The organism is Candidatus Cyanaurora vandensis, from assembly GCF_013285555.1.
In the GTDB taxonomy this organism is placed as follows: Bacteria; Cyanobacteriota; Cyanobacteriia; order Gloeobacterales; family Anthocerotibacteraceae; genus Cyanaurora; species Cyanaurora vandensis.
The window spans coordinates 15217-38669 of sequence record NZ_JAAXLT010000185.1 but is presented as its reverse complement, the minus strand read 5'-3'; the positions used below and the strand labels follow the sequence as shown (position 1 = coordinate 38669).

At 52.2% G+C, this 23453-nt stretch carries 20 protein-coding genes; 7 read left to right on the top strand and 13 right to left on the bottom strand.

Features of this window, described 5'->3' with window-relative positions; all coding sequences use genetic code 11:
- Nucleotides 1–107 precede the first annotated feature (107 nt).
- The 3 genes from HFM78_RS13150 to HFM78_RS13140 all read right to left on the bottom strand — a co-directional run bounded on the left by HFM78_RS13150 (nt 108) and on the right by HFM78_RS13140 (nt 5688).
- Nucleotides 108–2399 carry a PPC domain-containing protein gene (locus tag HFM78_RS13150; protein ID WP_287129902.1) on the bottom strand — a complete coding sequence of 764 codons (2292 nt, stop codon included), beginning with the start codon at nt 2397–2399 and terminating at the stop codon, nt 108–110.
- A gap of 23 nt (nt 2400–2422) precedes the next feature.
- On the bottom strand, nt 2423–4549 hold the full coding sequence (locus tag HFM78_RS13145) for a hypothetical protein (protein ID WP_287129901.1): 2127 nt from the start codon (nt 4547–4549) through the stop codon (nt 2423–2425).
- 254 nt (nt 4550–4803) lie between these two features.
- Entirely contained in the window at nt 4804–5688 is an 885-nt protein-coding gene (locus HFM78_RS13140; RefSeq protein WP_287129900.1) for a S9 family peptidase, read from the bottom strand.
- 399 nt (nt 5689–6087) lie between these two features.
- On the opposite strand from HFM78_RS13140, the gene HFM78_RS13135 reads away from it, so the two are divergent.
- Complete coding sequence (locus HFM78_RS13135; RefSeq protein ID WP_287129899.1) at nt 6088–6534, top strand: hypothetical protein; 447 nt, start codon at nt 6088–6090, stop codon at nt 6532–6534.
- Nucleotides 6535–6568: 34 nt separating this feature from the next.
- Nucleotides 6569–7006, top strand: a complete 438-nt coding sequence (locus HFM78_RS13130; RefSeq protein ID WP_287129898.1) for a DUF4079 domain-containing protein — start codon at nt 6569–6571, stop codon at nt 7004–7006.
- A 386-nt stretch (nt 7007–7392) separates the two neighbouring features.
- On the opposite strand, the gene HFM78_RS13125 is transcribed toward HFM78_RS13130, so the two are convergent.
- A complete protein-coding gene (locus HFM78_RS13125; protein WP_287129897.1) occupies nt 7393–9687 on the bottom strand; it encodes a TonB-dependent receptor in 2295 nt (764 codons plus the stop codon).
- A 103-nt stretch (nt 9688–9790) separates the two neighbouring features.
- Here HFM78_RS13125 and HFM78_RS13120 point away from each other — a divergent pair, with 103 nt between their 5' ends.
- Together HFM78_RS13120 and HFM78_RS13115 are read left to right on the top strand one after the other, a co-directional pair.
- Nucleotides 9791–10219: a BlaI/MecI/CopY family transcriptional regulator gene (locus HFM78_RS13120; protein WP_287129896.1), complete on the top strand. Its 429-nt coding sequence runs from the start codon at nt 9791–9793 to the stop codon at nt 10217–10219.
- Nucleotides 10210–11040, top strand: coding sequence for a M56 family metallopeptidase (locus tag HFM78_RS13115; protein ID WP_287129895.1), 831 nt, complete (start codon nt 10210–10212; stop codon nt 11038–11040). The genes HFM78_RS13120 and HFM78_RS13115 overlap by 10 nt, the downstream gene beginning before the upstream one ends.
- Nucleotides 11041–11092: 52 nt before the next feature.
- On the opposite strand, the gene HFM78_RS13110 is transcribed toward HFM78_RS13115, so the two are convergent.
- Both HFM78_RS13110 and HFM78_RS13105 read right to left on the bottom strand, forming a co-directional pair.
- Nucleotides 11093–11416 carry a hypothetical protein gene (locus tag HFM78_RS13110; protein ID WP_287129894.1) on the bottom strand — a complete coding sequence of 108 codons (324 nt, stop codon included), beginning with the start codon at nt 11414–11416 and terminating at the stop codon, nt 11093–11095.
- 85 nt (nt 11417–11501) lie between these two features.
- On the bottom strand, nt 11502–12545 hold the full coding sequence (locus HFM78_RS13105) for a GTP-binding protein (RefSeq protein WP_287129893.1): 1044 nt from the start codon (nt 12543–12545) through the stop codon (nt 11502–11504).
- Between the two features lie 156 nt (nt 12546–12701).
- On the opposite strand from HFM78_RS13105, the gene HFM78_RS13100 reads away from it, so the two are divergent.
- Nucleotides 12702–13919 carry an IscS subfamily cysteine desulfurase gene (locus tag HFM78_RS13100; RefSeq protein ID WP_287129892.1) on the top strand — a complete coding sequence of 406 codons (1218 nt, stop codon included), beginning with the start codon at nt 12702–12704 and terminating at the stop codon, nt 13917–13919.
- 6 nt (nt 13920–13925) lie between these two features.
- On the opposite strand, the gene HFM78_RS13095 is transcribed toward HFM78_RS13100, so the two are convergent.
- The 7 genes from HFM78_RS13095 to HFM78_RS13065 form a co-directional block, all read right to left on the bottom strand.
- A complete protein-coding gene (locus HFM78_RS13095; RefSeq protein ID WP_287129903.1) occupies nt 13926–15656 on the bottom strand; it encodes a GAF domain-containing sensor histidine kinase in 1731 nt (576 codons plus the stop codon).
- A 194-nt stretch (nt 15657–15850) separates the two neighbouring features.
- Nucleotides 15851–16876, bottom strand: coding sequence for a long-chain acyl-[acyl-carrier-protein] reductase (locus HFM78_RS13090; protein WP_287129891.1), 1026 nt, complete (start codon nt 16874–16876; stop codon nt 15851–15853).
- 6 nt (nt 16877–16882) lie between these two features.
- Complete coding sequence (locus HFM78_RS13085; RefSeq protein ID WP_287129890.1) at nt 16883–17563, bottom strand: aldehyde oxygenase (deformylating); 681 nt, start codon at nt 17561–17563, stop codon at nt 16883–16885.
- Nucleotides 17564–17648: 85 nt separating this feature from the next.
- Nucleotides 17649–17981 carry a cupin domain-containing protein gene (locus HFM78_RS13080; protein WP_287129889.1) on the bottom strand — a complete coding sequence of 111 codons (333 nt, stop codon included), beginning with the start codon at nt 17979–17981 and terminating at the stop codon, nt 17649–17651.
- A gap of 11 nt (nt 17982–17992) precedes the next feature.
- The gene (locus HFM78_RS13075; protein ID WP_287129888.1) at nt 17993–18244 is read right to left on the bottom strand and encodes a hypothetical protein; all 252 of its coding nucleotides are present in this window, start codon (nt 18242–18244) and stop codon (nt 17993–17995) included.
- A gap of 345 nt (nt 18245–18589) precedes the next feature.
- A complete protein-coding gene (locus HFM78_RS13070; protein ID WP_287129887.1) occupies nt 18590–19243 on the bottom strand; it encodes a prepilin-type N-terminal cleavage/methylation domain-containing protein in 654 nt (217 codons plus the stop codon).
- Nucleotides 19243–21840: a hypothetical protein gene (locus HFM78_RS13065; protein ID WP_287129886.1), complete on the bottom strand. Its 2598-nt coding sequence runs from the start codon at nt 21838–21840 to the stop codon at nt 19243–19245. The genes HFM78_RS13070 and HFM78_RS13065 overlap by 1 nt, the downstream gene beginning before the upstream one ends.
- A gap of 207 nt (nt 21841–22047) precedes the next feature.
- Between HFM78_RS13065 and HFM78_RS13060 the strand changes: the two genes are divergently transcribed.
- Nucleotides 22048–22653, top strand: coding sequence for a Tfp pilus assembly protein FimT/FimU (locus tag HFM78_RS13060; RefSeq protein WP_287129885.1), 606 nt, complete (start codon nt 22048–22050; stop codon nt 22651–22653).
- A 10-nt stretch (nt 22654–22663) separates the two neighbouring features.
- Complete coding sequence (locus HFM78_RS13055) at nt 22664–23428, top strand: prepilin-type N-terminal cleavage/methylation domain-containing protein (protein WP_287129884.1); 765 nt, start codon at nt 22664–22666, stop codon at nt 23426–23428.
- Nucleotides 23429–23453 lie beyond the last annotated feature (25 nt).

Here is a 23453-nt window from a genome sequence, read left to right as displayed (position 1 = left end):
AGCGTAAAGCTCTCGTTGCAGGATTTGCTTTTCTTCTGAGGAAAGGAAGCTTTACTAAGCATGGTTGTAACATTTTTGGACATTGAATAATTCCAGTATAACGCATTTTAAATGCTTGTCAGCTTAACTCCGAAGAAACTTTGGCCTGTAATTGTTACCGACGTACTCACCGGTCCTACCGTGGGGGTAAAACTAGTAATGACCGGACTAAAAATAAAATCTTTCTTAATGACGACCCCAGCAGGAGTAGTTAGAGCAATGGGGCCAAGGGTCGAGTCGGGTGCAATAGCGGTGATTTGTTCGTTATTATTTACAGTAAAACTGGCGATCACACCGTTAAAGGTAACTGAACTGGTGTCCAGAAAGTTAGTCCCAGAAATGATAACGGGAGTTCCTGGTCGCGCACTTTTAGGAGTGAAGTTAGAGATGGTTGCGGGGAGCGAGAAGTTCTGACTACTCAAAGCAGACGTGGCGTATGCATTTACGCCGATAGGTCCACTTGTTGCAGTAGATGGTACAGTAGCGATAATTTTAGTATCAGACTCAATACCAAAGTCAGCAGACACGCCGTTGAACGTAACTTGTAACGCAAGTAGAAAAGGATTACCAGTGATAACAACAAGCGATCCCGCTTCTCCACTAGTGGGAGTGAAGGATGTAATAGTTACAGGAGGGTAGACGGTGGGAGTTTTTAAGCGCAAGTTGAGTGTGATGTTTCCAGTCTTGTCAGCGTAACCATCTACTACAAAGAAATAAGTCTGACCAGCGGTTGCAGTAAAAGCTAGTTTACTCGTGGAATTACCACCCATGTCATCATCACTGGCTAAAGAAGTAAGATTAGTTAGGCTGGCCCCTGTGTAGGCTTCTAACACAGTGTCAAAATTACTACCTATAGTATCAAGCGAAACGGTACCCGATTCAGGAGCAACCCAAGACCACCAAACTGAACGTCCCGGTTGTCGCCCAGCATGTTTAGGTTCATTGAGTTCCTTAGTAGACTCAACATTAGTAGAGGTTACTGAGAGGGTAGTACTGCTGGGTAAAACCGTTGCGTCAGCAAAGTCATCATTAATAGGACCGCTACTCGACTTTGAGCTAAGGGAGATACTACCGGAAGGAGCTTCCTTAGCCGCTCCGGTGTAACCATCCACGGCTATTCTATAGAGCTGACCAGCCGTAGCTTTGAACGTGAGTTCACTGTTCCGGTTTGTCTTAGGATCAATGTCATCGTTTGCCGCGATGTTGGTCAATTCATACAAGGATGTGCCTGTGTAAACGCCGAGAGTTGTATCGAAACTGCTGCCCTGGGTGCTGAGTGAAATAGTACCAGAAATAGGCGCAACCCAAGACCACCACACCGATTTACCGCCCCAGGTGTTACCATGCTGGGGTTCACCAAGCTCTCTCGTGGCTCCAACCGTTGTGCCTAAGGTGGAGAAGGTGGAGCCTGTTAGCGGGATGGCAGCCGTGAAGTTATCGTTTGCTACAACGGTTGGGGCTTGTATCTTGGGTGCTGTGGGTGCGGGTGGCCTTGGGTAATAGCCTGAGGCCCAGCGTTCTTCAATCCACTTGTATTCCCCACGGAATGTTTCTAACGCTTTACGGATGAACGGGGCGTAGGTACTTCTGGGATAGCGTAGGAGTAAATCCTCAAAGGTGGCGACCATTCGTTGACTCTCTTCTACTTGTTCATAGTCTCCAGGAACACCTAGTTCGAGAAAGCAGGCGAAGAGAGGGTTACTTTTAATCGTGTTCCAAACGATTAAATCCGCTCCTATCGGTTGCTTTATCACAACCCTGACAGGTTCAGACTCAATGTAGTTTGAATAACTAGAACCATACCTAGCTACAACATAGTAAGTGCCAACCCTCAGAAAAGGAAAGCCTGATTCAAGACCTTCTCGCATGAATTTTCTATCATCAATGTATGCGTCTGAGCGATGATTGCACAGCATGACAGATTCGTATGAAACGGATTTTCCTGGCTCAGCAATTGAAAACGACCCGCTACCCATAATTCCCCAAGAGGGGCCAGTATATTTTTTTTCAACATTCATAGTGTCAATGATGTGTATACCTAACGTCCCGACTTTGGTTGAAGGCCGCTCAAGTACAGCGGAAGCATCTGATGTATTGACAACTTGGAACACTAACTTAACTTGTTCTCCGGGCAAATAGCTTGCCTTATCAAGCTTTAGCTCAAGGGAGAGTTTGGAAAAATCCTGCTTGGATTGTTCAATAAGCTCTCTTATTTTAGTAAGCCGTTCCTCCCTTGTTGGCTGTCCTAAAGTAGGTGATGTGAGTACAAGTAAAAGACATAGGAGTCTTAGAACGCAAGAGACAAAGTTAATACCGAACAGTTTTTCCGAGAGCCAGTCTAGCCATTGCTCTATCTTCATTTTTGTTCTCCTAGGTGAAATTTTCATGGGGCAATTGTTCGTCTAATCTTGTCAAGTGTTTTGCCAGTAAACACAAAGCTATTACGACTAATATCCTGTGCCATCAACCCGTCGTCTATATGCTCGCCACCTAGAAGATGACCGACCTCATGTGCAGCAGTGACTGCACTGTTAGGACTTACACTCTCCCTCAAAGTGTCAGTAAAAACACATGCTCCGTCTCCTGGTACTCCGTTTAACACACCGTCCGCCAGTCCGCCAGCTATGTCTATACCTAAACCAGGTGCGAGTTCATTAGGATCTCCATCTGAAAATTCATTTGAATCAGAGATTTGATAGCATCCTAGCAAGTAAACTGTCCAGAAATCTGGGTCTGCCTTTGTTGCAGCTTGATCAAACCTGTAAATACTTCTCTGTCCATCTAAGGTGGCGGGAGAGTTGAGAACAAATGGAATGTCATTACCTGTAGTACCCCAATCATAGGTTGGTACCACGTAAGCAGGTGCAAACACGTTGACCGAAGCACTATCGCTTGTCTGCATCAAACTTAGATTCGGTGCTGGAACGTTTACACCGCTATCCCCATTGGGAGAATTGAAGTTACCAACGTTGTCATCATCCACTAGTCTAAACTGAAGCCCGACCAAAGAAGGAACTGAACCAGACTCTGCGCCTCTGATTATCACAGTGTTCGTACCATTTCTGACGACAGAGGCACTACCAACTTCTCTACCATTCCTCAGAAGGTAGAGCTTACCAAACTCAAATCTATTGATTTCGAGTGGCTGGGTGATGTCGGTAGTTAAAGTGACTTCGCCTCCTGCTTCAACTTGACCTGTAATTGTTCCCTGGACTTGATTGCCTGATACGACACCCATGGAGTCCACTTCAATGTGCAACTTGCGCCACACCGTCAACATTGGGGTACTTTTCGTCTCGGCAGGCGTGGCATCATCCGTTATCTCCTTTCCATACCTCATTAATTTTGTGCCATCAACCACAATCCCACTTAGCTCACTCTGGCTAGTACTTGCTACTACCCGGAAATTGTCTCCCGGCTGCTTGGTGAGGGTAAACGTAACTTGAGAAACATCACCATCTTTCTCAGGGTCCAAAACGGTAGAGCTTAGCGTTCCTTGGGTCGTCCCATTATTATCACCTCCATTTGCACCATTGCTATCCACGGGAGCCTCATCTGTAGAAGGATCATCCATATCAAAAACCTCGAGATATACCTTGCCCTTACGAGGTAACTGTAAATCCACTTTAACTCTAACTGTGGTTTTATCTAACCCTTTCGATTTCTCAGGGAACATACGCTGTCCGCCTCCTGCATTAGGGTTATTGTCAAGAGGACTGTTGATAGCTTCAAATTGAACTGAGTTTATCAATGGAAACTTAACAACAACATTGTCAATAAATGAACTATTAATAAGATCCCAGCTACGAACTCCCGTTTGTTCAATAGTAATTGTTGAACCATACGGTTCCTTTGTATCTGGTGTATCTGGAATAATTGTTACACCATCATCTTCCAGTAATTCATCAAGAGATGCGAGACTTCTATGACCAAGCACGTTACCAGGTCCGTCAAACCACCAAATAAAACCTGAGCTTCCCTCCACCCACATTTTAATATAGTACACTTCTTCCACAAAATAACTACTAAATATATCTAAACCTCTAGCGTAGCAAGATAAATGAGAAACTAAATCTTCTTCACAAGGCGACAAACCGGGACTTGGATTACCTTCATCTATAATGGCTGGAAAATTCCGTTTGTCATCGTGAATAAGAAGATGTGGACTAAAAAGAATTCCTTTGTCAGCGTACTGGTCGGCAATTGTTGTACCTACTGGGTATTCGTCGAAGGTAATTACATTTGTACCTGAGTCTGGACCTATCGAGTAGGGCGTTGGTTTAACTTGTGCAGGGTAAGGAGATGACTGACGAATCTTTGGAGAAGGTGCTTCCTGTCTTGCCTTAGTCTCCACTGGCCTCTTATTTTGAGCCAAAAGTGGATTTTGAAAGATAAGTGCGAAGAGTAGGAGTTTACCTAGGAAAACTTGCTGTTTCTGGAAAAAATGGGTGTTCTTTTTTTGAGGGGTGGACCCTAAGTTAAGGAATAGGTTTTGGAGGAGGTTGGGCATGAGGGTTTCGGTTGTGTAGTTAGTTTTACTTACCTCGCAAACTGTAGATTGAAGCGTAGGGGATTGTCAAGACTCATCCTAATGATCATGGTGAAAATACGTAGACCGTCCTATTGACGATGAGCCATTAGTGAAAAGCGTCTTGAATCGTAGTAGTTATCAGCAAAGGATGAATTTTTCTCTCAAGGAGGAACCACTGTTTCAGATGGATTCTGCATATAAATCTTAACGGCTCCTTCCCGACCAGGGATTACCTAGACTGAGTAGCGCAGGGTCCGTTGTAGGAATTTCACAGTGGTCTCGAAGGCCGCTAAGGACTCGCGGTAGCGGATGGAGTCCCGGCCTACTTGTTGGATAATCTTGTTGCGGTAGATGAGGAAACCGTGTCCCGCTTCCGGGTAAATTTGGAGTTCCACAGGTTTTTTGCGGAGTTTGAGCATGTCGTGGAGTTCTTGGGCTTGGCTGGGGGGGACAATCACATCGCGGCGACCCTGGAGAATTAGCACCGGGGCCTGGATGCGGTCGAGGACAGCTAACCCGTGACGGCGACGGAAATTCTCGGGGACATCCTGGGGGCCTTGACCGTAGGTTTTGAGCGTGAGTGGATCATTACCGAGACGTTGGGTCTGTTTGAGGTAGGCATACCACTCATAGATATCCGCCACCCCATACCCAAAAACCACGCTAGCGAACTGTTGAGGGGCCCGGGCGGCAGCGAGTAGGCTGATCAAAGCTCCGTGACTGGTGCCCACAAGCCCCAAGGGACCAGGGCGGACCTCCGGGCGACTCTTGAGGAACGTGGCAGCCGCGAGGACATCCGTGACCTCACCCTGAGCAATCTCAATCTCTCCCTCAGAGCCGTCTTCCCCCCGGTAGCTGGGCGCGAACACAACGAACCCGCGCTGGCATAACTCCAGACAACGTTCCTGGGTAGAGGGCGTGACCCCCCGGTTCCCATCATGGTTGAAGAGGACGCCCGGGGCTGGAGTCCGGGCGGGCAACCAGAGCAAGCCCTTGACCCGTAAACCCTCACTGTCATAGGTCACTTGATAATGATTCGGGGCTAAAAGCTCGACCACGGGCTGAGCCTGGACTCCCAGACCCCACAAACTCCCCAAGACTACGACACGCCGCTTCATCGCCTCACCCTGAGTGCTGCTTTATCCTGCCATAGAGCCAGACCCAGCGGCTCATGAGCTCTTGATGCTTGGCTAGGACCGCCGCCGTTATTGGGACTCAACCCAAAGTATGAAGCTCGGGTGATACGTTCGCTAAGCAGGCCCCTCCGCCCCATTAATGGGGGACCAAGGCATTAAGAGATCTGCGGCAAGGGTCCCGTTCCGCTGGATCGCCTGAGTTTTCCAGGGGGTCTGCAAAATTTCCGCAAGACCGACTAAGCTTTTCGTAGCTCCAGAAAGATTTCTGTGAAGCTTGCCGGGGACCAACCACCGCTCTCTACCCTGTTTGTGAGGGAGCAAGAATAAGAAATTTTCTCTGCCTCGGCTCCCCACTACGCATGAAGGACACCCTACCCACCTATGAACCCAAGCTCGATCCGTTTCGGCGGACCCCTTGTCTACCTCGCTCAATTCGCCGCCGCCGCTACTCTCCTCCTGGCAGCCTCCATAACCAAAAACCCTCTCACTGGCATAGCCCTAGCACTCCCGGCAGGCTGGGTCTTGCTGGTCTTGCTCACCTTCCGTCTTCAGGCCAATGCAACGGGCCTGACCCGTCATGTCGGACACCTAGCTTTACATCTGAATTGGCAAGACCTGACCGCCGCCGAAATTACCCCTGTCCCCGGTTGTGGGCGCGTGCGCCTCATCCTGAGAGACGGCAACCAGCAACAAATTAGTTTCCCGATATTCCTAATAGACCGCCAAACTCGCCAAAAGCTAGCGGGTATCCTCGCCGCTCATCTCCCGCCCCAGATCCGGCAAACCTGGCAAGCCGACGGTGCGGAAGATTTACTCAAAAAAGCCTGAACCCGCTACCCTGAAAAAATTAGCGGAGATACCCATGCATCTGCCTTCCTTTCTCTGGCTCTGGCGGGTAGCAGCTTGGTCCATGGGCTTGCTCCTCATCGTCTATGCCGCTCAAATCGTCAGCGGCTACACCCTGCGCTACCTCCGACAACAGGGCCGAGGAACCAAGCTTGTCCGCTCTTGGCACTGGGTCCTCGGTTGGAGCTTAGTCGGACTGACCCTCCTCCTGTCTGGCATTGGCATTGTGGGAACGCTGGGGCATTTCGGGTCCCTGGGGCAGTCGGTCCATTTGGGGTCCGGGCTGGGTGTATTGGGACTCGTACTGTGCTCCGCCTGGAGTGCTACCCAAATCCACCCCCGGCGGCCCTGGGCGAGAGCTTTACATTTAGGGACGAATGGCGTTCTATTCCTGGGCTTACTCGGTGTCCTGGCGAGTGGCTGGCAGGTCGTGCAGAAGTATTTACCGTCGTGAACTTGATAAAGATATCGTAAAGTCTGTTCTTGGTAATCCCGTGCAGCGGTGTAGTGTATTTCACCTGAAAAGCGGCTAAATCAGGAAATCACAGGAAAAACCACACGATGGATGATAGATGCGGAACCAGCGCGTTAGGGTGGATGCGTGGCGTGCTAGGACCTGGGCTAGGTGCTGCCTGATCTTGATAATCCCTGACTTAAGTAGGTAGGGGGCCTGAATCTTCTCGCGGCTAGTCGGCTGGGTTTGCTTTTCCATAAGGGACCTGAGCATCACAGCATCCTCATGAATGAGCAGTGTGAGTACCCCAACCATCGCCCGACCCTCAATTATGTTCTCTATGGTCCCTCAACTACTAAATCACGCACCAATTCTAAGCAATGGTATTAGAAACCGTAGGCTAGTCCTACACGGAAGTTGAAACTAGGCGCGGGATTGCCGTAGGAGCGTTCGTAGTAGGTGCCGAGGAGGTTGTCAATGTACACATTGGCGACGATGGCTGAGGTCAAGGGCAGTCGGGCAGAGAAGTCCAAGGTCGTGTAACCGTCAAGCAGCGAACCGGGGGCAAGTCGCGCTGGGTGGGTCGTGGCAAAAGGACCGACATGGTTGACATCCACCGTACGCTGACCCGACAGGTTGGCGAAAAGGCTGGCTTGGAACCCGGTGGGTTCTTCATAGGTCACCCCGAGGCGGGTAGTGCTGAAGGGAACCAGGGGATATTGGGTGCCAATCAAAGCATCGCGCTCGGCTTGGTCCACTCCCCGTAGGTCCTGCCCTTCACTCCCCAGTCCCGCGAGAGCATCAAGTTGTTGATTCGTGGTGGCAGCATCGGGAGCTTCCAGGATGCGGGAATCGGTGAGCGTGATGGTGGCGAAAAAGCCCAAGCGGGGCGAGACCTGCCAGTTGAAGGCACCTTCTAAGCCCGAAGTACTGAGTCTTGGATAACTCACCCGGAATCGTTCAGCGTTACTGGCGGGGTCGTTATTCAGCGACTCGTCGGCGAGTCCATTCACACACTCAGGAGAAGCCTCGGCGAAGCCATTGGCAGCGCAGGAATTACGAACGAGCAGGTAATCCACCAAGTTATTGATATCGGAATGGAAGTAGGTCAAGCGCAAAAGGGTACTCGGACTCGGTTGCCAGTCCACGCCCACGTCGAGGGAGGTCCCGGTCTCTGCCTCTAGGAAGGGATTACCGATGTGGGTGGTGGCTCCGAAGAGGTCGTTGAAGTTGGGGGCACGGTAGACGCTCTGGTAGTTGCCGCGCAGGGCCAAAGTCGGAGTAATCTGCCACCGTGCGCCTACCCCAGGGTCAAAGGAACTCGATAGGGTCCGGGTGAACGAGCCATTCACGAGCGGGTCGGGTACGGTGTAACGAGCACCGACATTAAATAACAAGGTCTCGCTGGGCGTCCAAGTATAGAGCCCAAAGATGGCGGGCCGTCCGGCGGCAGAGTCAAAGTTGGTGAGACTGCCATCATTGGCGGCAGAGTTACCAAACTCGCGGATGTAATCGAAGCCGTAGGTGAAATTATTCGTCGGGTCGAATTGCCAGTTGTGGCGGACTTGAGCATTGAAGGCAGAGATATCGGTGTAAACGCCCAAGTCCTCCGGTTCGTAACCGGCCTGCTCAGTGATGCGGTTATGGTCTAGCCCCAGGACCACTTGTAACTCGGAATCCTGACCCAGCCCCAACTGGCTGTCGTAGGTGAGGGCCACACCCTGGGATTCGGTACTCAAGCGCGTAATTTCAAATTGGGCTTCACCATCCGTCTCTAGGGGACGGGTCGGGTCAATAATCGTGAAGGGCGCGATCCCCCGGGTATTGGTGCGGACGTAGGCATCCAGGGCAAGCCGATTACGCTCATCCAGGTCATAGGTCAGCGTTGCATTGTAATTGCGGGCGTTAACATAACCGTTGGGCCGGACCCCGGTGAACAAGCCAGTGGGCCGCTGGACCTCATAGTAGTAGTCGTTACTGGTGTCGAACTGTTGGTAATCGAGCATGTAGCCAAAGCGTTCCATCTTCCCGCCGAAGCTTGCCAAGTAATTGCTATAGCCGTAGCTGCCGAACTCGGTCTTGAAACGGGCTTCTAAGGGCTCGGTGGGACGACGGGTGATGAGGTTGACAACCCCGCCGACGGCGTTGGAGCCGTAGAGAACAGCCCCGCTTCCGGTCAGGACTTCCACTTGTTCTAGGTTGTTGACCGGGAGGTCGCCCAAGTCAAAGTGTTCCTGGTTGAGGTTAGTGATCAGTCGCCCATCCACTAAAATGCCTAGGCCCGAGTTGGGTAGACCCCGGATGAAATAGTTGTTGTGGACATCGGACCCCGCACCAAAGAGGTTGGTCTGGACCCCCGGTACCCCCCGGATGGCATCCCCGACGTTGTTAGCTCCCTTTTGCTCCAGTTCTTCGCGGCCCACAATATAGACCGTGCTGGAAGTATCTCTGAGCCGCGTCGAGCGACGAGTGGCGGTGACAGTAACTTCGTTGAGCAGGTCAATCTCGCCACTATCTTCTTCCGGGGTGAGGTTGGGTTCCGGGACCTGAGCCAGGGTCTGGGGAGACAGCGTACCGGAGGTCGTCCCTTCCTGTTGAAGGAGCTGGGCTTTGGTCATCGGTTCAGCAAGAGCTACCGGGGTAAGTAGCAAGAGCGAGAGAAGTAGCAGATTGCGTTGCACAGTCATACCTGAGGAATTTTCCCAATAGTCAAACAGGGTCCCCTGGACTGTCAAACGACGGGCTGTCGAGTGCTAACCTAGCTGTACAACTTCTCAATCCATCATGCCGCTGCCGGACCACCGCCCCCTCCGTCTGACTCTTGGCCCCCTAGAGCGCGAGATCCTAGAAATCCTTTGGCACTTCCAGGAGGCGACCGCCCGTGAGGTCCATGAGTTTTTGTTGCGTGATCCCGACCGGGAGTTGAGTCATTCCTCGGTGACGACAGTGCTGAGTCGGTTACTCCAGAAGGGCTGGGTAGGCTGTGATGAGACAGGGCGGGTATTCCGGTGGCGAGTCCTGGTCTCTCAATCTGAGGCAGCAGTCCTAGAAGCGAATAGTCGTCTGCGGGAATTTTTGGCGGTGGGGACCCCGGAGTTGATGGCGACTTTGACCGATGATCTGGATACGGCGAGTCGAGAGCAACTAGAAGCGATTGCCCGGTCAATTGAGACGGCGCGGCGGGCGCGTCAAAAGGAGGACCCTTGCACCTAGTCATGGCGGCGGTGGCTCTGTTGTTATCTTGGGGGGTCCGGTGGCAGGGAAAGGGGGTCCTGGGTTGGCAAGGGGTGCTGGGCTATTTCTTGTTCCCGCCTGTGTTGTTGTGGAGTACGGCGGTTGCGACTCTGGGGATGTGCCCGGACCACCTCACGTTGCTCCACGGAGACGATTATTTGATGCATGGTTTGGCCCTGGGCTTACTTGGACTGACGGTCGGCTGTGGAATGAGCTTGGTCCGCCAGGGACGCCACCTAAACCAGCTACTCCGGGACTATCCCCAAATCATGGTCCGGGGACGCGCAGCCCTGCTCATGCCAGAACCTAGTCTGTTCATTGCCCAAGTTGGTTTCTGGAAGACGCAACTGGTGGTCAGTCAGGGGCTCCTCAATGCCCTCAGCCCGGGTCAACTCGAAGCGGCCTTGTGTCACGAAGAAGCCCACGCCTATTACCGGGATACCTTCTGGTTCTTCTGGCTAGGTTGGGTGCAACGGGCTACGGCTTGGCTACCCCAGAGCCGTCTACTTTGGCAGGAATTGCTCGCTCTGCGGGAATTGCGGGCAGACCGTTGGAGTTGTGAGCGCACCGACCCGCTTTTACTCGCGGAAGCTCTGCTCCTCGTGGTCGCGCACCCTACCGCCCACACGCAAGTTTGGAGTGCGGGCATGGCAGACACCGATTACCGCTTAGGCGAACGAGTCCAAGCCCTCCTGCAACCTCTACCGACAAAACCGACAACGAACTGGTTGTGGGTCTGGCTCCTCTTGGCTCTGCTCCCCTTACTCGCCATCCCCTTACATCTAGGTTGTTTAGTTTGATGCGTGAACCTTGTTCATCCAAAAACTCGTTCCCGTCCTCAGCAGACAGAGCCTAGCGGGTGTAGGGGCAAAAACTAGCGCAGTTGAGTTCGCGGTAGGGCGCAATCTTGCCACAGAGACCACAGACTTCCACTTTTGCCGCAGCACGGACATTATTTTGATAGGCCCAATAGGTCTGGGTAGCCCACTCCTTGAGAGGCCAGCTTTCTAGACCAGGGACGTCCAAACCTTCACGAACACCAGCGATTTCCTGGTCAATGTCAGCGAGCGTCAAGCCATCACGACAGGCCGACTCCACTAAACTCACAAAAAAAGTCTTGAAATCCAGATCTACTTCGGTAGTAGGCGACTGCGGGGCCAGAAAGTTCATCACCATGGGTCAGCTCCACTTAACACTTCTTATTGGATTGTAATATTACTTAATGAATTAAGCAAGGCAGTGGCGGTCCCCCCGCCAGCCTCTAGCGCACGAAACCACGGGGTTTGGTCTTGGTTTTGCTAGCGACACAGTTCAGGAAACCTTGGCGGATGCGTTCTGCGTCCAAGTGTTGACCAATGAAAACCACTTGGTTCTGCGGGGTCATCTTCCATTTCTCGTAATCCAGCCGCACCCGCTGCCCGACGCGGTGGAAGATAACACACTCGGGGCTTTCTTTCACCCACAAAAAGCCCTTCGCCCGGAAGACATTCGCGGGTAATTCATCAAGGAAGCGTTGTAATTTCTGGACAGCTAGGGGTTCGGCAAGCTCGATGGAAACTGAACTAAAGCCCTCAGCCTCAAAGTGAGTAGGGTGGTCATGATGAGCATGGTCGTGATGCTCATGGTCATCGTGTTCGTGAGCATGATCGTGATGGTCATGCCCTTCGTCCTGAATCGTGAGATATTTATCTACCTTAAAAGCACCCACATCCAGGATCAGCCGCAGGTCCACGACACTATTTTGAGTCGGGATAATTGGAGCTTCGGGTTGAATTTCTTTAATCTGTTTGGTCAATTGGGCCAGTCGCTCCGGGGAAACTACATCGGCCTTATTAAGGAGCAAGATGTCTGAGTAGGCAATCTGATTGAGTGCGGTCTCAGAATTGAAAAGGTCGGGCGCGTAATTCTCAGCATCCACTAGGCCCACAATTGCATCCAACCTTGTCAAGGGCCGCAACTGCGGACTCATGAAAGTCAAAGCAATCGGCGCGGGGTCCGCTAGACCCGTCGTCTCGATAATCAGGTAATCCACCGGGTTCGTCCGTTCCAAAATTCTGAGGGTGGCCTCGATTAGGTCATCGCGCACCGTACAACAGACACAGCCGTTATCCAGTTCAATCATGCTCTCGTCCGTGGAGACAATCAAAGCACTGTCAATCCCGATATCCCCAAACTCATTGACGATAACCGCCGTTTTGATGCCTTGATTATTAGTCAAAATGTGGTTGACCAGGGTGGTTTTGCCACTCCCCAAAAAACCCGTGATGATGGTGACAGGCAACCCACGCTCAGTCTCTAGCGGCATAACCCTTACTCCTTGAAGCCCAACCAGACGATTCAAGCGTAACACAGGGCTTTTGGAGAGCTGCTCTGACTGAGAATTAGCGGACTGGGGCTGGGTTGAGAAACAATACTAAGTTAGTATGGTATTCAGGCAAGTGCACCACGATGAGGCTTAGCGATGACCCGTCCGATTTATCTGGACAATAATGCAACGACGCCCGTGGACCAGCGGGTTCTCGATATCATGTTGCCCTACTTCACCGAGAAATTTGGCAATGCCGCTTCTCGTAATCATTCCTACGGTTGGGAAGCGGAAGAAGCCGTCGAACACGCCCGTGAACAGGTCGCCCGCGCCATCAATGCCAGCGCGAAAGAGATTATTTTCACCAGTGGTGCAACCGAGTCCAATAACTTGGCCCTCAAGGGCGTGGCGGAGATGTACCAGGATAAGGGCAAGCACCTCATCACCTCAGTTACTGAACACAAGTGCATCCTCGACAGTGCCAAGTACCTGGAACAAAAAGGCTTTGAGATTACCTATCTAGAAGTCCAGCCCAACGGGCTGATTGACTTGGATCAACTCAAGCGCACGATCCGCGAAGACACCATCCTCGTCTCAGTGATGATGGCAAATAACGAGATCGGCGTGATTCAACCCGTCGCCGAGATTGGGCAGATTTGCCGGGAACGGGGCGTCCTCTTCCATACCGATGCTGCCCAAGCTGTAGGTAAGGTCCTAGTAGATGTGGAAGCCCAGCAGATTGACCTGTTGAGCATCTCGGCGCACAAGTTCTATGGTCCTAAAGGCATTGGAGCCTTATATGTGCGGCGCAAAAATCCCCGCGTCCGGCTCTCTCCCCAGATGCATGGCGGTGGGCACGAACGGGGCATGCGTTCCGGGACCCTCTATGTACCCCTGATTGTCGGGCTCGGAGCGGCGGCGGAACTAGCCGTAACCGAGATGGCAGAGGAATCCACTCGACTCTTGGCTCTCCGTAACCAGCTTCAAGCAAAACTGATGGCCCGGTTGCCCGAGGTCTACCTGAATGGTGACGAGACCCTGCGTTTACCCAACAACCTCAACTTGAGCTTTGCTTTTGTGGAGGGGGAGTCGCTGTTGATGGGGCTGAACGAGACCGTCGCCCTCTCCTCGGGTTCCGCCTGTACCTCAGCTTCCCTGGAGCCCTCCTACGTCCTCAAGGCCCTCGGAGTCGGCGACGAACTGGCCCACTCCTCTCTACGTTTCGGGCTGGGCCGCTTCACCACTGAAGCTGACATTGACCGGGTGGTGGACAAAGTGGTGCAGGTAGTTGAGCGGTTACGGGAGATGTCTCCTTTGTGGGAAATGCACCAAGAAGGCATTGATCTCAAGCAGATTGTCTGGGCAGCCCACTAGCGCGAGCTATAGCTGATTGGAGGGGAGCCGGACCCGGAAGGTCGTCTGGTTATCCGTGCTCTCCGCCTGGACTTGACCGCCTAGACGTAAGGTGAGTTGTCGCACCAAAGCCAAGCCTAAGCCGGTCCCTGGTTGTCGCCAGGGATCGTTATTGGGAATGCGATAGAATTTATCAAAGACCCGCGCTAACTCGGCAGCCGGGATCTCAACCCCAGTATTGGTAATTGCAAAAATCAGGTGCGTCTCTTCTAGCCCGACTTCTAACGTGATACTCTGTCTGGCTGGGGTATATTTACAGGCATTATTCAATAGTTCGACGAGGACACGCTCTAGGCTCTGCACCTCCGTACATAGCTGCGGGAGGTTGCTGGCTAGCTTGAGCATGAGCTGCTGTTGGTGTTCCTGGACCCGTTCTTGAAACGGTGCGGCGAGCTGCTCAAGCCAAGGGGTAAGGTCTAGGCTGTTGAGGGCTAGGGGATGGGCGTAAGTATCCAAGCGTTGCAAATCCAAAAGGTCTTGGATGAGCGCAATTTCACGGTCGCACTCCCCCTCTAGAATCTGGACATAACTTTGGCGGCGGGCTTCACTCTTGGCCTGCTTGAGCATATGAATAGCCAATTTCATATTGGAGACGGGCGTGCGGAGCTCGTGGGAGACGGTGCTTATAAAATCGTCCTTAAGGCGGGCTAACCGTTCGAGTTCAACGACTTGGGCTTGGCTTGCTTGGTACAACTCTGCCTGTTGTAGGGCCACGGTCAATTGGGTAGCAACCTGATAAGTTAGGTTAATTTCTGCTTCCTCCCATACCCGTGGACCTGAACATTGATAGACCGCCAACAGTCCCCACAGTTTTTGGTTCTTGATAATGGCGACAATAAGATAAGCACGGACTTGGAACTGTTCTAGCATCTCGATATGACAGGGCGCGAAATCCATAGTGTAAATATCTTCAGCGACCCGGAAACTCTCTTGCTGAAAAGGTCCACCGCCTGTGGACTGAAGATAGGTGTCAGCCCAACCCCGGCCCAGAATCCGCGCACTACACTGCTCAATATTCCGATTCAACGGTAAATTGTCTTGACCCAGCCATGATAACCAGCCGGGAGCCACGGATTCAGCGACAAATGCGCCGCTCCAGTCCTTCTGGAATTGGTAAATGGCAACGCGTTCAGCTTGGAGGAGTTTATGGACTTCAACCACTGTCGTTTTGAGGACCTGTTCAAGATCCAATACCTGACGGATCTTGTTGACCACCATCAGTAGACGGTCTCGCTCCTCTCGTGCCTGCCGTTCCTTGAGCAAGGAAACCGTTTCACTCTGTTGAATGGCAATAGTGAGTTGGGTCGCAATCTGATAGAGTCGATTTACCTCAGCCTCAGTCCAAATGCGCGGTCCAGCGCATTGGTGGGTAATTAAGAGGCCCCAGACCCGTTGATCGCGAAAGATAGGAACTACAAGGTTAGCGCAGACCTCAAACCGTTCTAGAAGCTCAAGGTGACAAGCCGTCAAGCCCGCCTGATAAATATTGTTAATGGGTGTAATGTAGCCGTTGCTGTATTGGGAACCCCGACTTTTTTGGAAGCAAGTGTCGATAATCTTGGCTCCTAGAGCCGCAGTCCAAGCTAGCCCTACCGACTCCGCCACCACCGTGCCTAGGTATTCCTCATTAAATTGATAGATCAAGACCCGGTCAGCATGGAGTAGCTGCCGGGTCTCAGTAACAGCGGTCTGAAAAATTGTGGGGAGATTTCAAGATTCCCGAATTTTTGTAACAATAGTGAAAAAATCTTCCCACTCGGGGGGCGGGACTGGGCTAAGCGAGGGGAGTAAGAACATGTTTCATCAACAGGAAGGAGTTGCCTTTAATTAAACAGCGCATTCAGACAAGAATTAAAACTTTATCGAAACTTGATGCTTCCGCCGCTGCTGGTCTAGGAGCTGATCCCCAAGGGCTGGAAGCCGTGTTTACGCGAAAGTGAACCAATCTCATCCATGCGCTCAGGAGTGATTTGGTTACGGCCCCAGGAGTAGCTGGTGTGCAGACCTTCAAACTCTAGCAACATGGATTCGGCAAAACAGGCAAATAAGCGTCGCGTTGGGTTAGCAATCCGAAAGAAGTTCTTGATTTTCCAGTTGATGTCAAGAGCGTGTTCAACGATCCCGCCTTCTAAGACATAAATCCCCTCCCGTTGGATTGCAGCCTGGAGATTTTTGGGGTAGCCACCATCAATAATCAAACAGGGGGTTTTGAGAATGCCGGGGTCTACCTGCATCGCCTGTCCCAAGGCCGCCACCCAGATGATGACATCCGCCACCGGTAGGGCCTGCTCTAGAGTCATCAAGGTACCGTAACCCAATTGGGTCTGTAAGTTGGTCAGACGCTCTTGATTGCGGGCGACTAACAGCAATTTTTCCACCCCTGCCCGTTGGGAAAGCCAGCGACAGACTGCACTGCCAATATCCCCGGTCGCCCCAATCACCGCAACTTGAGACCGAGCCAGATCCATCCCCAGAGCTGAGGCACCCCGGCGGGCCTGTTCACAGATGACGTAGGCAGTGTGGGTGTTCCCGGTGGTAAAACGGTCAAGATCCAGGGTAATATCACGCACCTGGGTCATTTTTTCGAGATTAAAGTTCTCAAAAATAATTGAGGCAAACCCGCCTAGAGCCGTGATATCTAAGCATTGTTTCTGGGCATGGGCCATGGCGTTGAGGATCTTGCGGCTTGCGGTCTTAAACTTTCCCCCGCTCAACATCTCCGGCAGGAAGCAAGACTCGATATAAGTACCGTGAATCACTTGACCGGTGATGCTGGTAATGGAAATCTCATCTACCGCTTGGGGCGGAGCCATACACCAAAATTCCAGCCCCTGACTTGCGTATTCGTCATACCCTAAGTCGTGGGCCACTTCCTGGGCATGGGCTAGATCCGTTAGATGTCCAATTAAACCGAACATGCCACCTCAAACACCCCGCAGGCCGTGGGAGGACATCTTCATCACCTCGCGGGTGCTAAAGCCAATCTCACCCAAGGCACCCCCATAGCCAATCATGAAGTCTTCAACTAAAGCCTCGCGCTCCATCCCGAGAACCTGTGCATCCTCAGTAACCCCATTGAGCATCTGCCAGACCAAGGGTAAATTGACGGCGTTGGCACGCTCTACCCCGGCTTTAATCTGGTCAAAATTACGCTGGAGGTATTCTTGACCGAAGTTCAGGTGTAAATATTCGTCCTTAACCACATTCTCAGTGATGCGGCGGGCGAACTCGTCAGCCACTGGGATATAGATGTTGTAAGCCGCAATGGCGAAACACTCAATAATGAGGGATTGAATCACCAAGCAGGCCGCAAGGTCCCCGGTATCCGCTGCTACCCGGAAATTATCTTCGAGGGACTGGAAGAACCGTTTAGCAAAGGCCATGTCCGGCTCAACCTGGAGGTTCCGACCACAGGCCGTGAAACCAGCGCGGTGACGATTCTCCATGGCGGCGAGCTTGCGGAGGGTCTCAGCTTCCGCTGGGATCAGCTCAGCCAATTGCTCATAGTTGTGAACAGCCTGTGCCTCACCCTCAATCACCAGCGCGTTAATGCGGCTGTAGGCATCTTTGTAAACTGCGCTTTGGTAATCTAAGCAAGCCTCCATCCCGGGGTTCCTTTCTTGCGGCTTTCAACCTTACAAGTATAGGGGGGATTAGCTCGGCTACCATCATCAATGCTGCGTGAACGGTTCAACTGAGGTCCCGCCCTTGGTACTGGGCAGGGGGGCTGGTGGCCTCAACCGCCGTGAAGGGGGCCAAGATTCGGTATTGGTGCTGGGCATGGGCGGGGACCAGCCAGGCGTCGCCGGGCTTCAGGAGGACTTGTTGACCGTCGAGATGGAGTTCGGCCTGTCCTGACAAAACATACCCCACAGTCTCGTAATCACGGCTGGTGGCGGGTTTGTCATCCCCTGGTAGTTCGTTTTCCCAGAGGCGCAGGGCAACTTGGACACCAGCAGCTAGATACCGTTGACCATTCTGGCCTTGGGGTGCTTGGTCTTGACTAATTTTGGCAATGGTCATTATGGCTTCTCCTAAAGAACACCGGGGCTTTCTGGGGCAATCTCAACCCCTTCGGGAATTTTGTGGGAGGTTGCGGGGTCGAGGTCACTGAGGCCCGCGATAGTGACCCCAATCTGGGCACAGGCCGTCCTGAGGTTGGTCAAGAATTTGGGAGCATCAGTGCCATAACCACAGCGTTCGCAGGCCGTAGCTACGCCGAGGGTCGCATTGGCTCGTGCACAATCAACTAAATCCAGTCCTTGCAGGGGAGTATGGGCAACCACAATCTGCTCAAGTCACCCTTAGTACTGTAAGAGCACGTTTGTTATCCCGTACTCTCCCCAAAGATTGAACTATCACAGAAAGTATGAGAATGGCCCAAATATTAAGAAAATCAAACATTTTACACAAATTACAGCCTATCATTACTATTAAGTCAACGTTTGTAGGTGGATCATGAAGAATCAAGACAAAAGCTACTCTTGGATGGGCAGTCCTAATGCTGGTCTGTTCCTCACTTTTGCAGCAGCGGCGGCAGGCCTTATTATCATTGCCGCAGGCTTCGGCGGTTAAGTAGTCCTACCACAATTACTAAAAAGGGCACCTAAGCGTGCCCTTTTTGCATGAGTTCAAAATGTAGTTGAGAGAATTACAAGTGGACCAGAGCGCAAGGTTTCTGCGCCTGCTTGACCACTACTAGCTTGGACTGAAGAGACTTGGGGGTTATTGTCATTAGCAGTTGGCGTGTCCTCCATATAGACCCAAACTGTGACCTGCTTGGAAGAGCGATAGCTCGGGAAAACCCCAGCGGTAGCAGCAGCAGCCGGGGTTTCGTAACAAACTAAGGGTGTACCCAGGTTATCCTTTGCCGTATCAGAGACACTAGCCTCCTGAAACCAGCAACCCACGGGACCATCCGTGACCACGGAACGGACGCGATAAACAGTAGCATTGGCACCAAAAAGTGTCTCAGCACCAGTCAAGGTAGTGGGACAGAGATTGAGCGCGTCCTCGAACTGTTCGCCTAAGGTGCAATAAAAAGTCCCTGTACCCAGCACATTACTCCGGGGGGAACGTAGCCCGTCCACGGGAATGTAGAGGGCACGGATTTTTTCCAGTTGTTCCTTAGCGACTTGGGCCGCGAGATTTACCTGGGAATTTTGTTGGAGGAGGACTGCTGAACCGGTCAAACCAGGCAGTAGGGCCACCAGGAGTATAGTCAGAATTACCAAGGCTACCAGCACTTCAATCAACGCAGCACCCTGACGCTGGCGAGTTTTCATTAGGGCTCCTCGGTTAGGGGAATGCGGTCCAAGGTACTAATGCCTGTCATCTGTGCCTGAGTTAAGGTCTTCTGAAACACGCCATCCGGTCCGCCCACTGTAGTCACGCTGACCCCACCAAGTCCGGCACTGAAAATATCATCGGGTTGCGGGAGTAGGTCTAGGTCATAACCCCAATCGCGGAGTTCGGGTACAGAGTAGTACCCACTACCCCAACGGCCCGTGGCAAAACGGCTGGTCCACTGTTGAATAATCGTTCCTTTGAACTGTAATGTGCATTTCTTCCCCCCCGGTGAGGCCGTGCGACAGCTTGGGTTGGAGCCGCTCCAGTTCTCCAGAAGCCGGAAGAAATTCTCCAGCCCGCCACTATAGTTACTACCCTTAGAAGCAACAATCCCGGAGACGATGACGGCATTGATCTCCGTGAAGGTAGCAAAGTTATTATTGCCCGTCTGATTGTCAGCATCCCGCCAGTTATTCGAGAGGACAGTAATGGCATCAGAGGTCAAGGAAGCCGGTATCCAGTTACTCCCCCCGCTTGTCTTTGTGTTGAAAGTACCTTGGACATAAAGCGGGTCATTGGTGGTCAAGTTGAAATTGGTCGGGGTGATGCATTTCAAGGCGGGATTCTTAGTACAGGTAGTCCCGCTGAGGGCATCATTCACAATCGCTTCTTTGGGTAGAACGCTGGCATTCTGGATGCGGATACCATTCGGGACTTTGGTGGACCCATTACCGGCAACAGCATCAAAGCGAGTGGCGTAGATTAGACCGCTGGCAGGAGCTAGACCACTGCGGCTCAGATTACCGACGTTAATATTGGTCACAGTGATACTTCCTGGCCCACTGTTAGCACTCTCCCGCCCATCCCGGAAACTGCTGTTATAAAACGTACACTTGGGAAATTTGCGTTCACCGGCATTCGCTATAGAGGCAGTGTCGACAGGGCTAAAGCTGAGGGTGGACGGCGGGTTGGTGTTACAGTTTTCGCCAGTCGCCCTGCTCCCCCTTGGGGTTATCTGTTTGACGACCTTGTTGGATTGTTTAGTGCTTAGGTCTGTGTTAACAGCAGCCCATTCCGTTAACCCATCGGCACTGATGACGGCGATAGCCTCCCCATCGCGCCAAATCACGGTCTCGCCATTACTGAGATTACTGGTATTGGCGGGGAGCGTCGCAACTGAGGTCCCCGTCATGGTTTCTACGCGCAGGCCATTCACATTGGCTGAATTGATGCTGGTATTTTCAGGATTGTTGGGATCTAGTTTGTCAGCACCGGGGACATTGTAAGCCTCAGCGTTGGTATTGAGCCGTCCGCCAAAATACTCCTTGGCAATCTCATCCCAACCCGTGGCGGTCTGCGTAGTCCCATTAGGGCCGGTATAGCTCTGGACTGAATCGGTGTCTACGACCCATTCGTTGGCCCCAGCCGCCCCACCAGCCCCCTTGAAAGTCTCGCCATATTGATAGAGGCCATCCCCATTCACGTCACGGTCGCCGGGGTCTGTCAGGATACCATCGCCATTGGCATCGTAATCATTGAGGAAGCCAACGTTGTAATTACTGAGGCTTGCACCTACCTTCAAGGAATCATTATTGGGGGTCAGAGAACGAGTCTGGAGGGTATCGCCTACTTGCACGTCTATATTGACATCGCTCTCGGTATTGTTATTGTGGAGACGGTGACGGTAAATTTGGCCCACGGTATTCACGTTAGAATCGGTGGAATCAAAGTTAGGATCGCTTACATCGCGCAGGTGTTTCAGGTTGACTCCATTACCGATGAAGAGATTAGCGTTACTCTGAATCCCGCCCCGGATGGTAAACCCACCGCCGGGAAAGATTTCAAGATTATCGCGGTAGACAGCAAATTTTCCACGGAAATTAGAGTTGCGTGATACTTTGATCCGTGTTTGTAGCCCCGCCCAAGGACGACCCGGTTCATCCACTAAAACCGCCGTCACCACATAATATTGAGTTAACGCTAAATTCGCAATCACGCCGCCAGCCGTCGGCCCATTGTTTGAACACCAATCCGATTGATAGTCCGTCTGGGCCAGTACGCCACTAGAAAAACAGGCTAGGGGCTTACCAAAAGTTGAAACCTCCGAGGTAGGAGCCGAGGTAGGAGGCAGTAGCAAGCTATTAGCAGGATGGTTGGGATAGTCGGTTTTTTCTAAGCGTAAAGTGTAGCGGACGATGCGGCGGGGTGTATCGGTTGCGTCAGCACCATCGGCTGAGTCATTGTCATGATCTACTGTAAATTCGTAGATGGGAACGCCCCCAGGGGTTGTCAACAACGCTATATCGTCATCAAAAGCAACTCCATGGAGGTCTAGGTCTGCTTGAGAGGCCCGAAAGTTTTGCTCAGCTTGTGGTCTCTTGAAAGCAGCGGCAATCCGTGCCCGAGCACGGCCCACGGCTCCCTCCACAATTGTCTGGACCGCAATGGTTTCACGACCACGCTGGATTAGGGATTTGTCGCCCTGGGTACGCACAATCAGACCCAGAACTAAAACCGTCAGGGCTAGCCCCAACAGAATGACGGTGATGAGGGCTACTCCCTGCCGTCTACGTGCCAATTTTGTCGCAATCACTTTGTCTCCCCCCTTGATGTTGTAATCAAAGAGCTAAAGCTGAGGTTCCGTCAATGCCAGATTACTCGGTCTAAGTTCAAAATTCACCCCCAGGAAAATGCGTAACTCTTTAAACCTAAATTCACTCAAGGTTCACGGGAATCCTAGGGTTAGTTTGCAAAAACAACCGATATACTATGGGCACTGGTAAAGGGCGGGGCAACGAAGGTGAGACGATTCCGAACCACGCTGGGTTTTACCCTGATTGAGTTTTTGGTGGCTGTGGTCATCTTGGGCGTTCTGGCATCGCTCACGAGCCTTGCTTTTGTCCCCCAGATCCAACGTAACCGCCTTAACGCCGCAACAGAGCAAGTAATGTCAGCCCTCGTTAATGCTCAACAACTGGCCCAATCCCGTAGTTCTCCCTACGTAGTGGAATTCGATACGGTGACGGCGGGTAGTATCCCCACGGCACCAGTCCGGTTTCGTTATTTCGACAGTGCGATCCCGCTCGCTGACCGCAACAACCAACCTTGGCAGACCTTAGATGGTGGAGTTTATTTCGTCACTGACCGCCCTGGAACGCCAGCCCAATCTAATTTTGGGGAGGATGGGGAGCAGATATTGCAGATTACTTTTGATGAAAATGGCACCATGTCAGACAGCAATGGCCTTGAGGTGAATTCCCGGCTCAGCTTGGCTCTGCGTGAAGCGGGGATGACCAATGTTGCCCGGATCACCGTCACGACCTATCTTGGTGCGTTACGGCAGGATTGTCTAGTGGGTGGGACTACGGCGAGTGATGCCAGGGGAGGGAGTGTTGGACGTTGTTAGGAGGCTGAGTATGGAGCGCAAGCACGGATTGACCTTGACAGAATTACTGGTCGGGGTCTCAATCATTGGGATTATTGGGGTGGGTATCGCTGCTGTTGCTGCCAATATGACACAGCAGAGTGTGGTGAATCTCAGTACCGTCTCCTCACGCACCCAACTCCAAAAGGCCCAAGCTTTCATTAGTAAAGATATTCAAAAGGCGGTTGCTATTTATACGCAGTACGAGGGTACAGCCTTCCTGCCGCTCTATGCAGATGACGCTGTACCAGTCCTAGCCCTGCTGCGGTACCGTGATGGCGACTTGAGTACCAACGCACCGGATTGTCTCAATGCTTCACCTTTTGAGTTCAGGGCCTATTACTACCTTGCGCCCTCCACGGATTTAGCTAGCTTGGGTTTTCGCGGCGGTACCCTTAGTCTCTATATAGATGACTGTCCTGACCAACCTGTACCCACTGCGCTAAACAATGTGGCTAACTTTTCCAGTGCTTGGTGGGCCGTGGGGGGAGTACCGCGTGTTCAAGATGGTATAGCAGCGGACGCTACACTGTCCATCGCTGCACCTTTGGTAGACAATCTCAGTAATTTCACGGTCGTGGATGACACAGTTACGCCTCCCGCTCCCAACCTCAGCAGTAACAACGCAAGTAACAATCCGCCCCGGGTCAAGCTCACCCTCCAAGGGGCTCTCAATACTGCCCTCACCAATGGGCAAAAACAGGCCCAACAACCGGACCTAACGGCGACTACCGTCCTATCGCGCCGTAACTTCTGATATTTTTGAGGGAACGGCTCCCAGG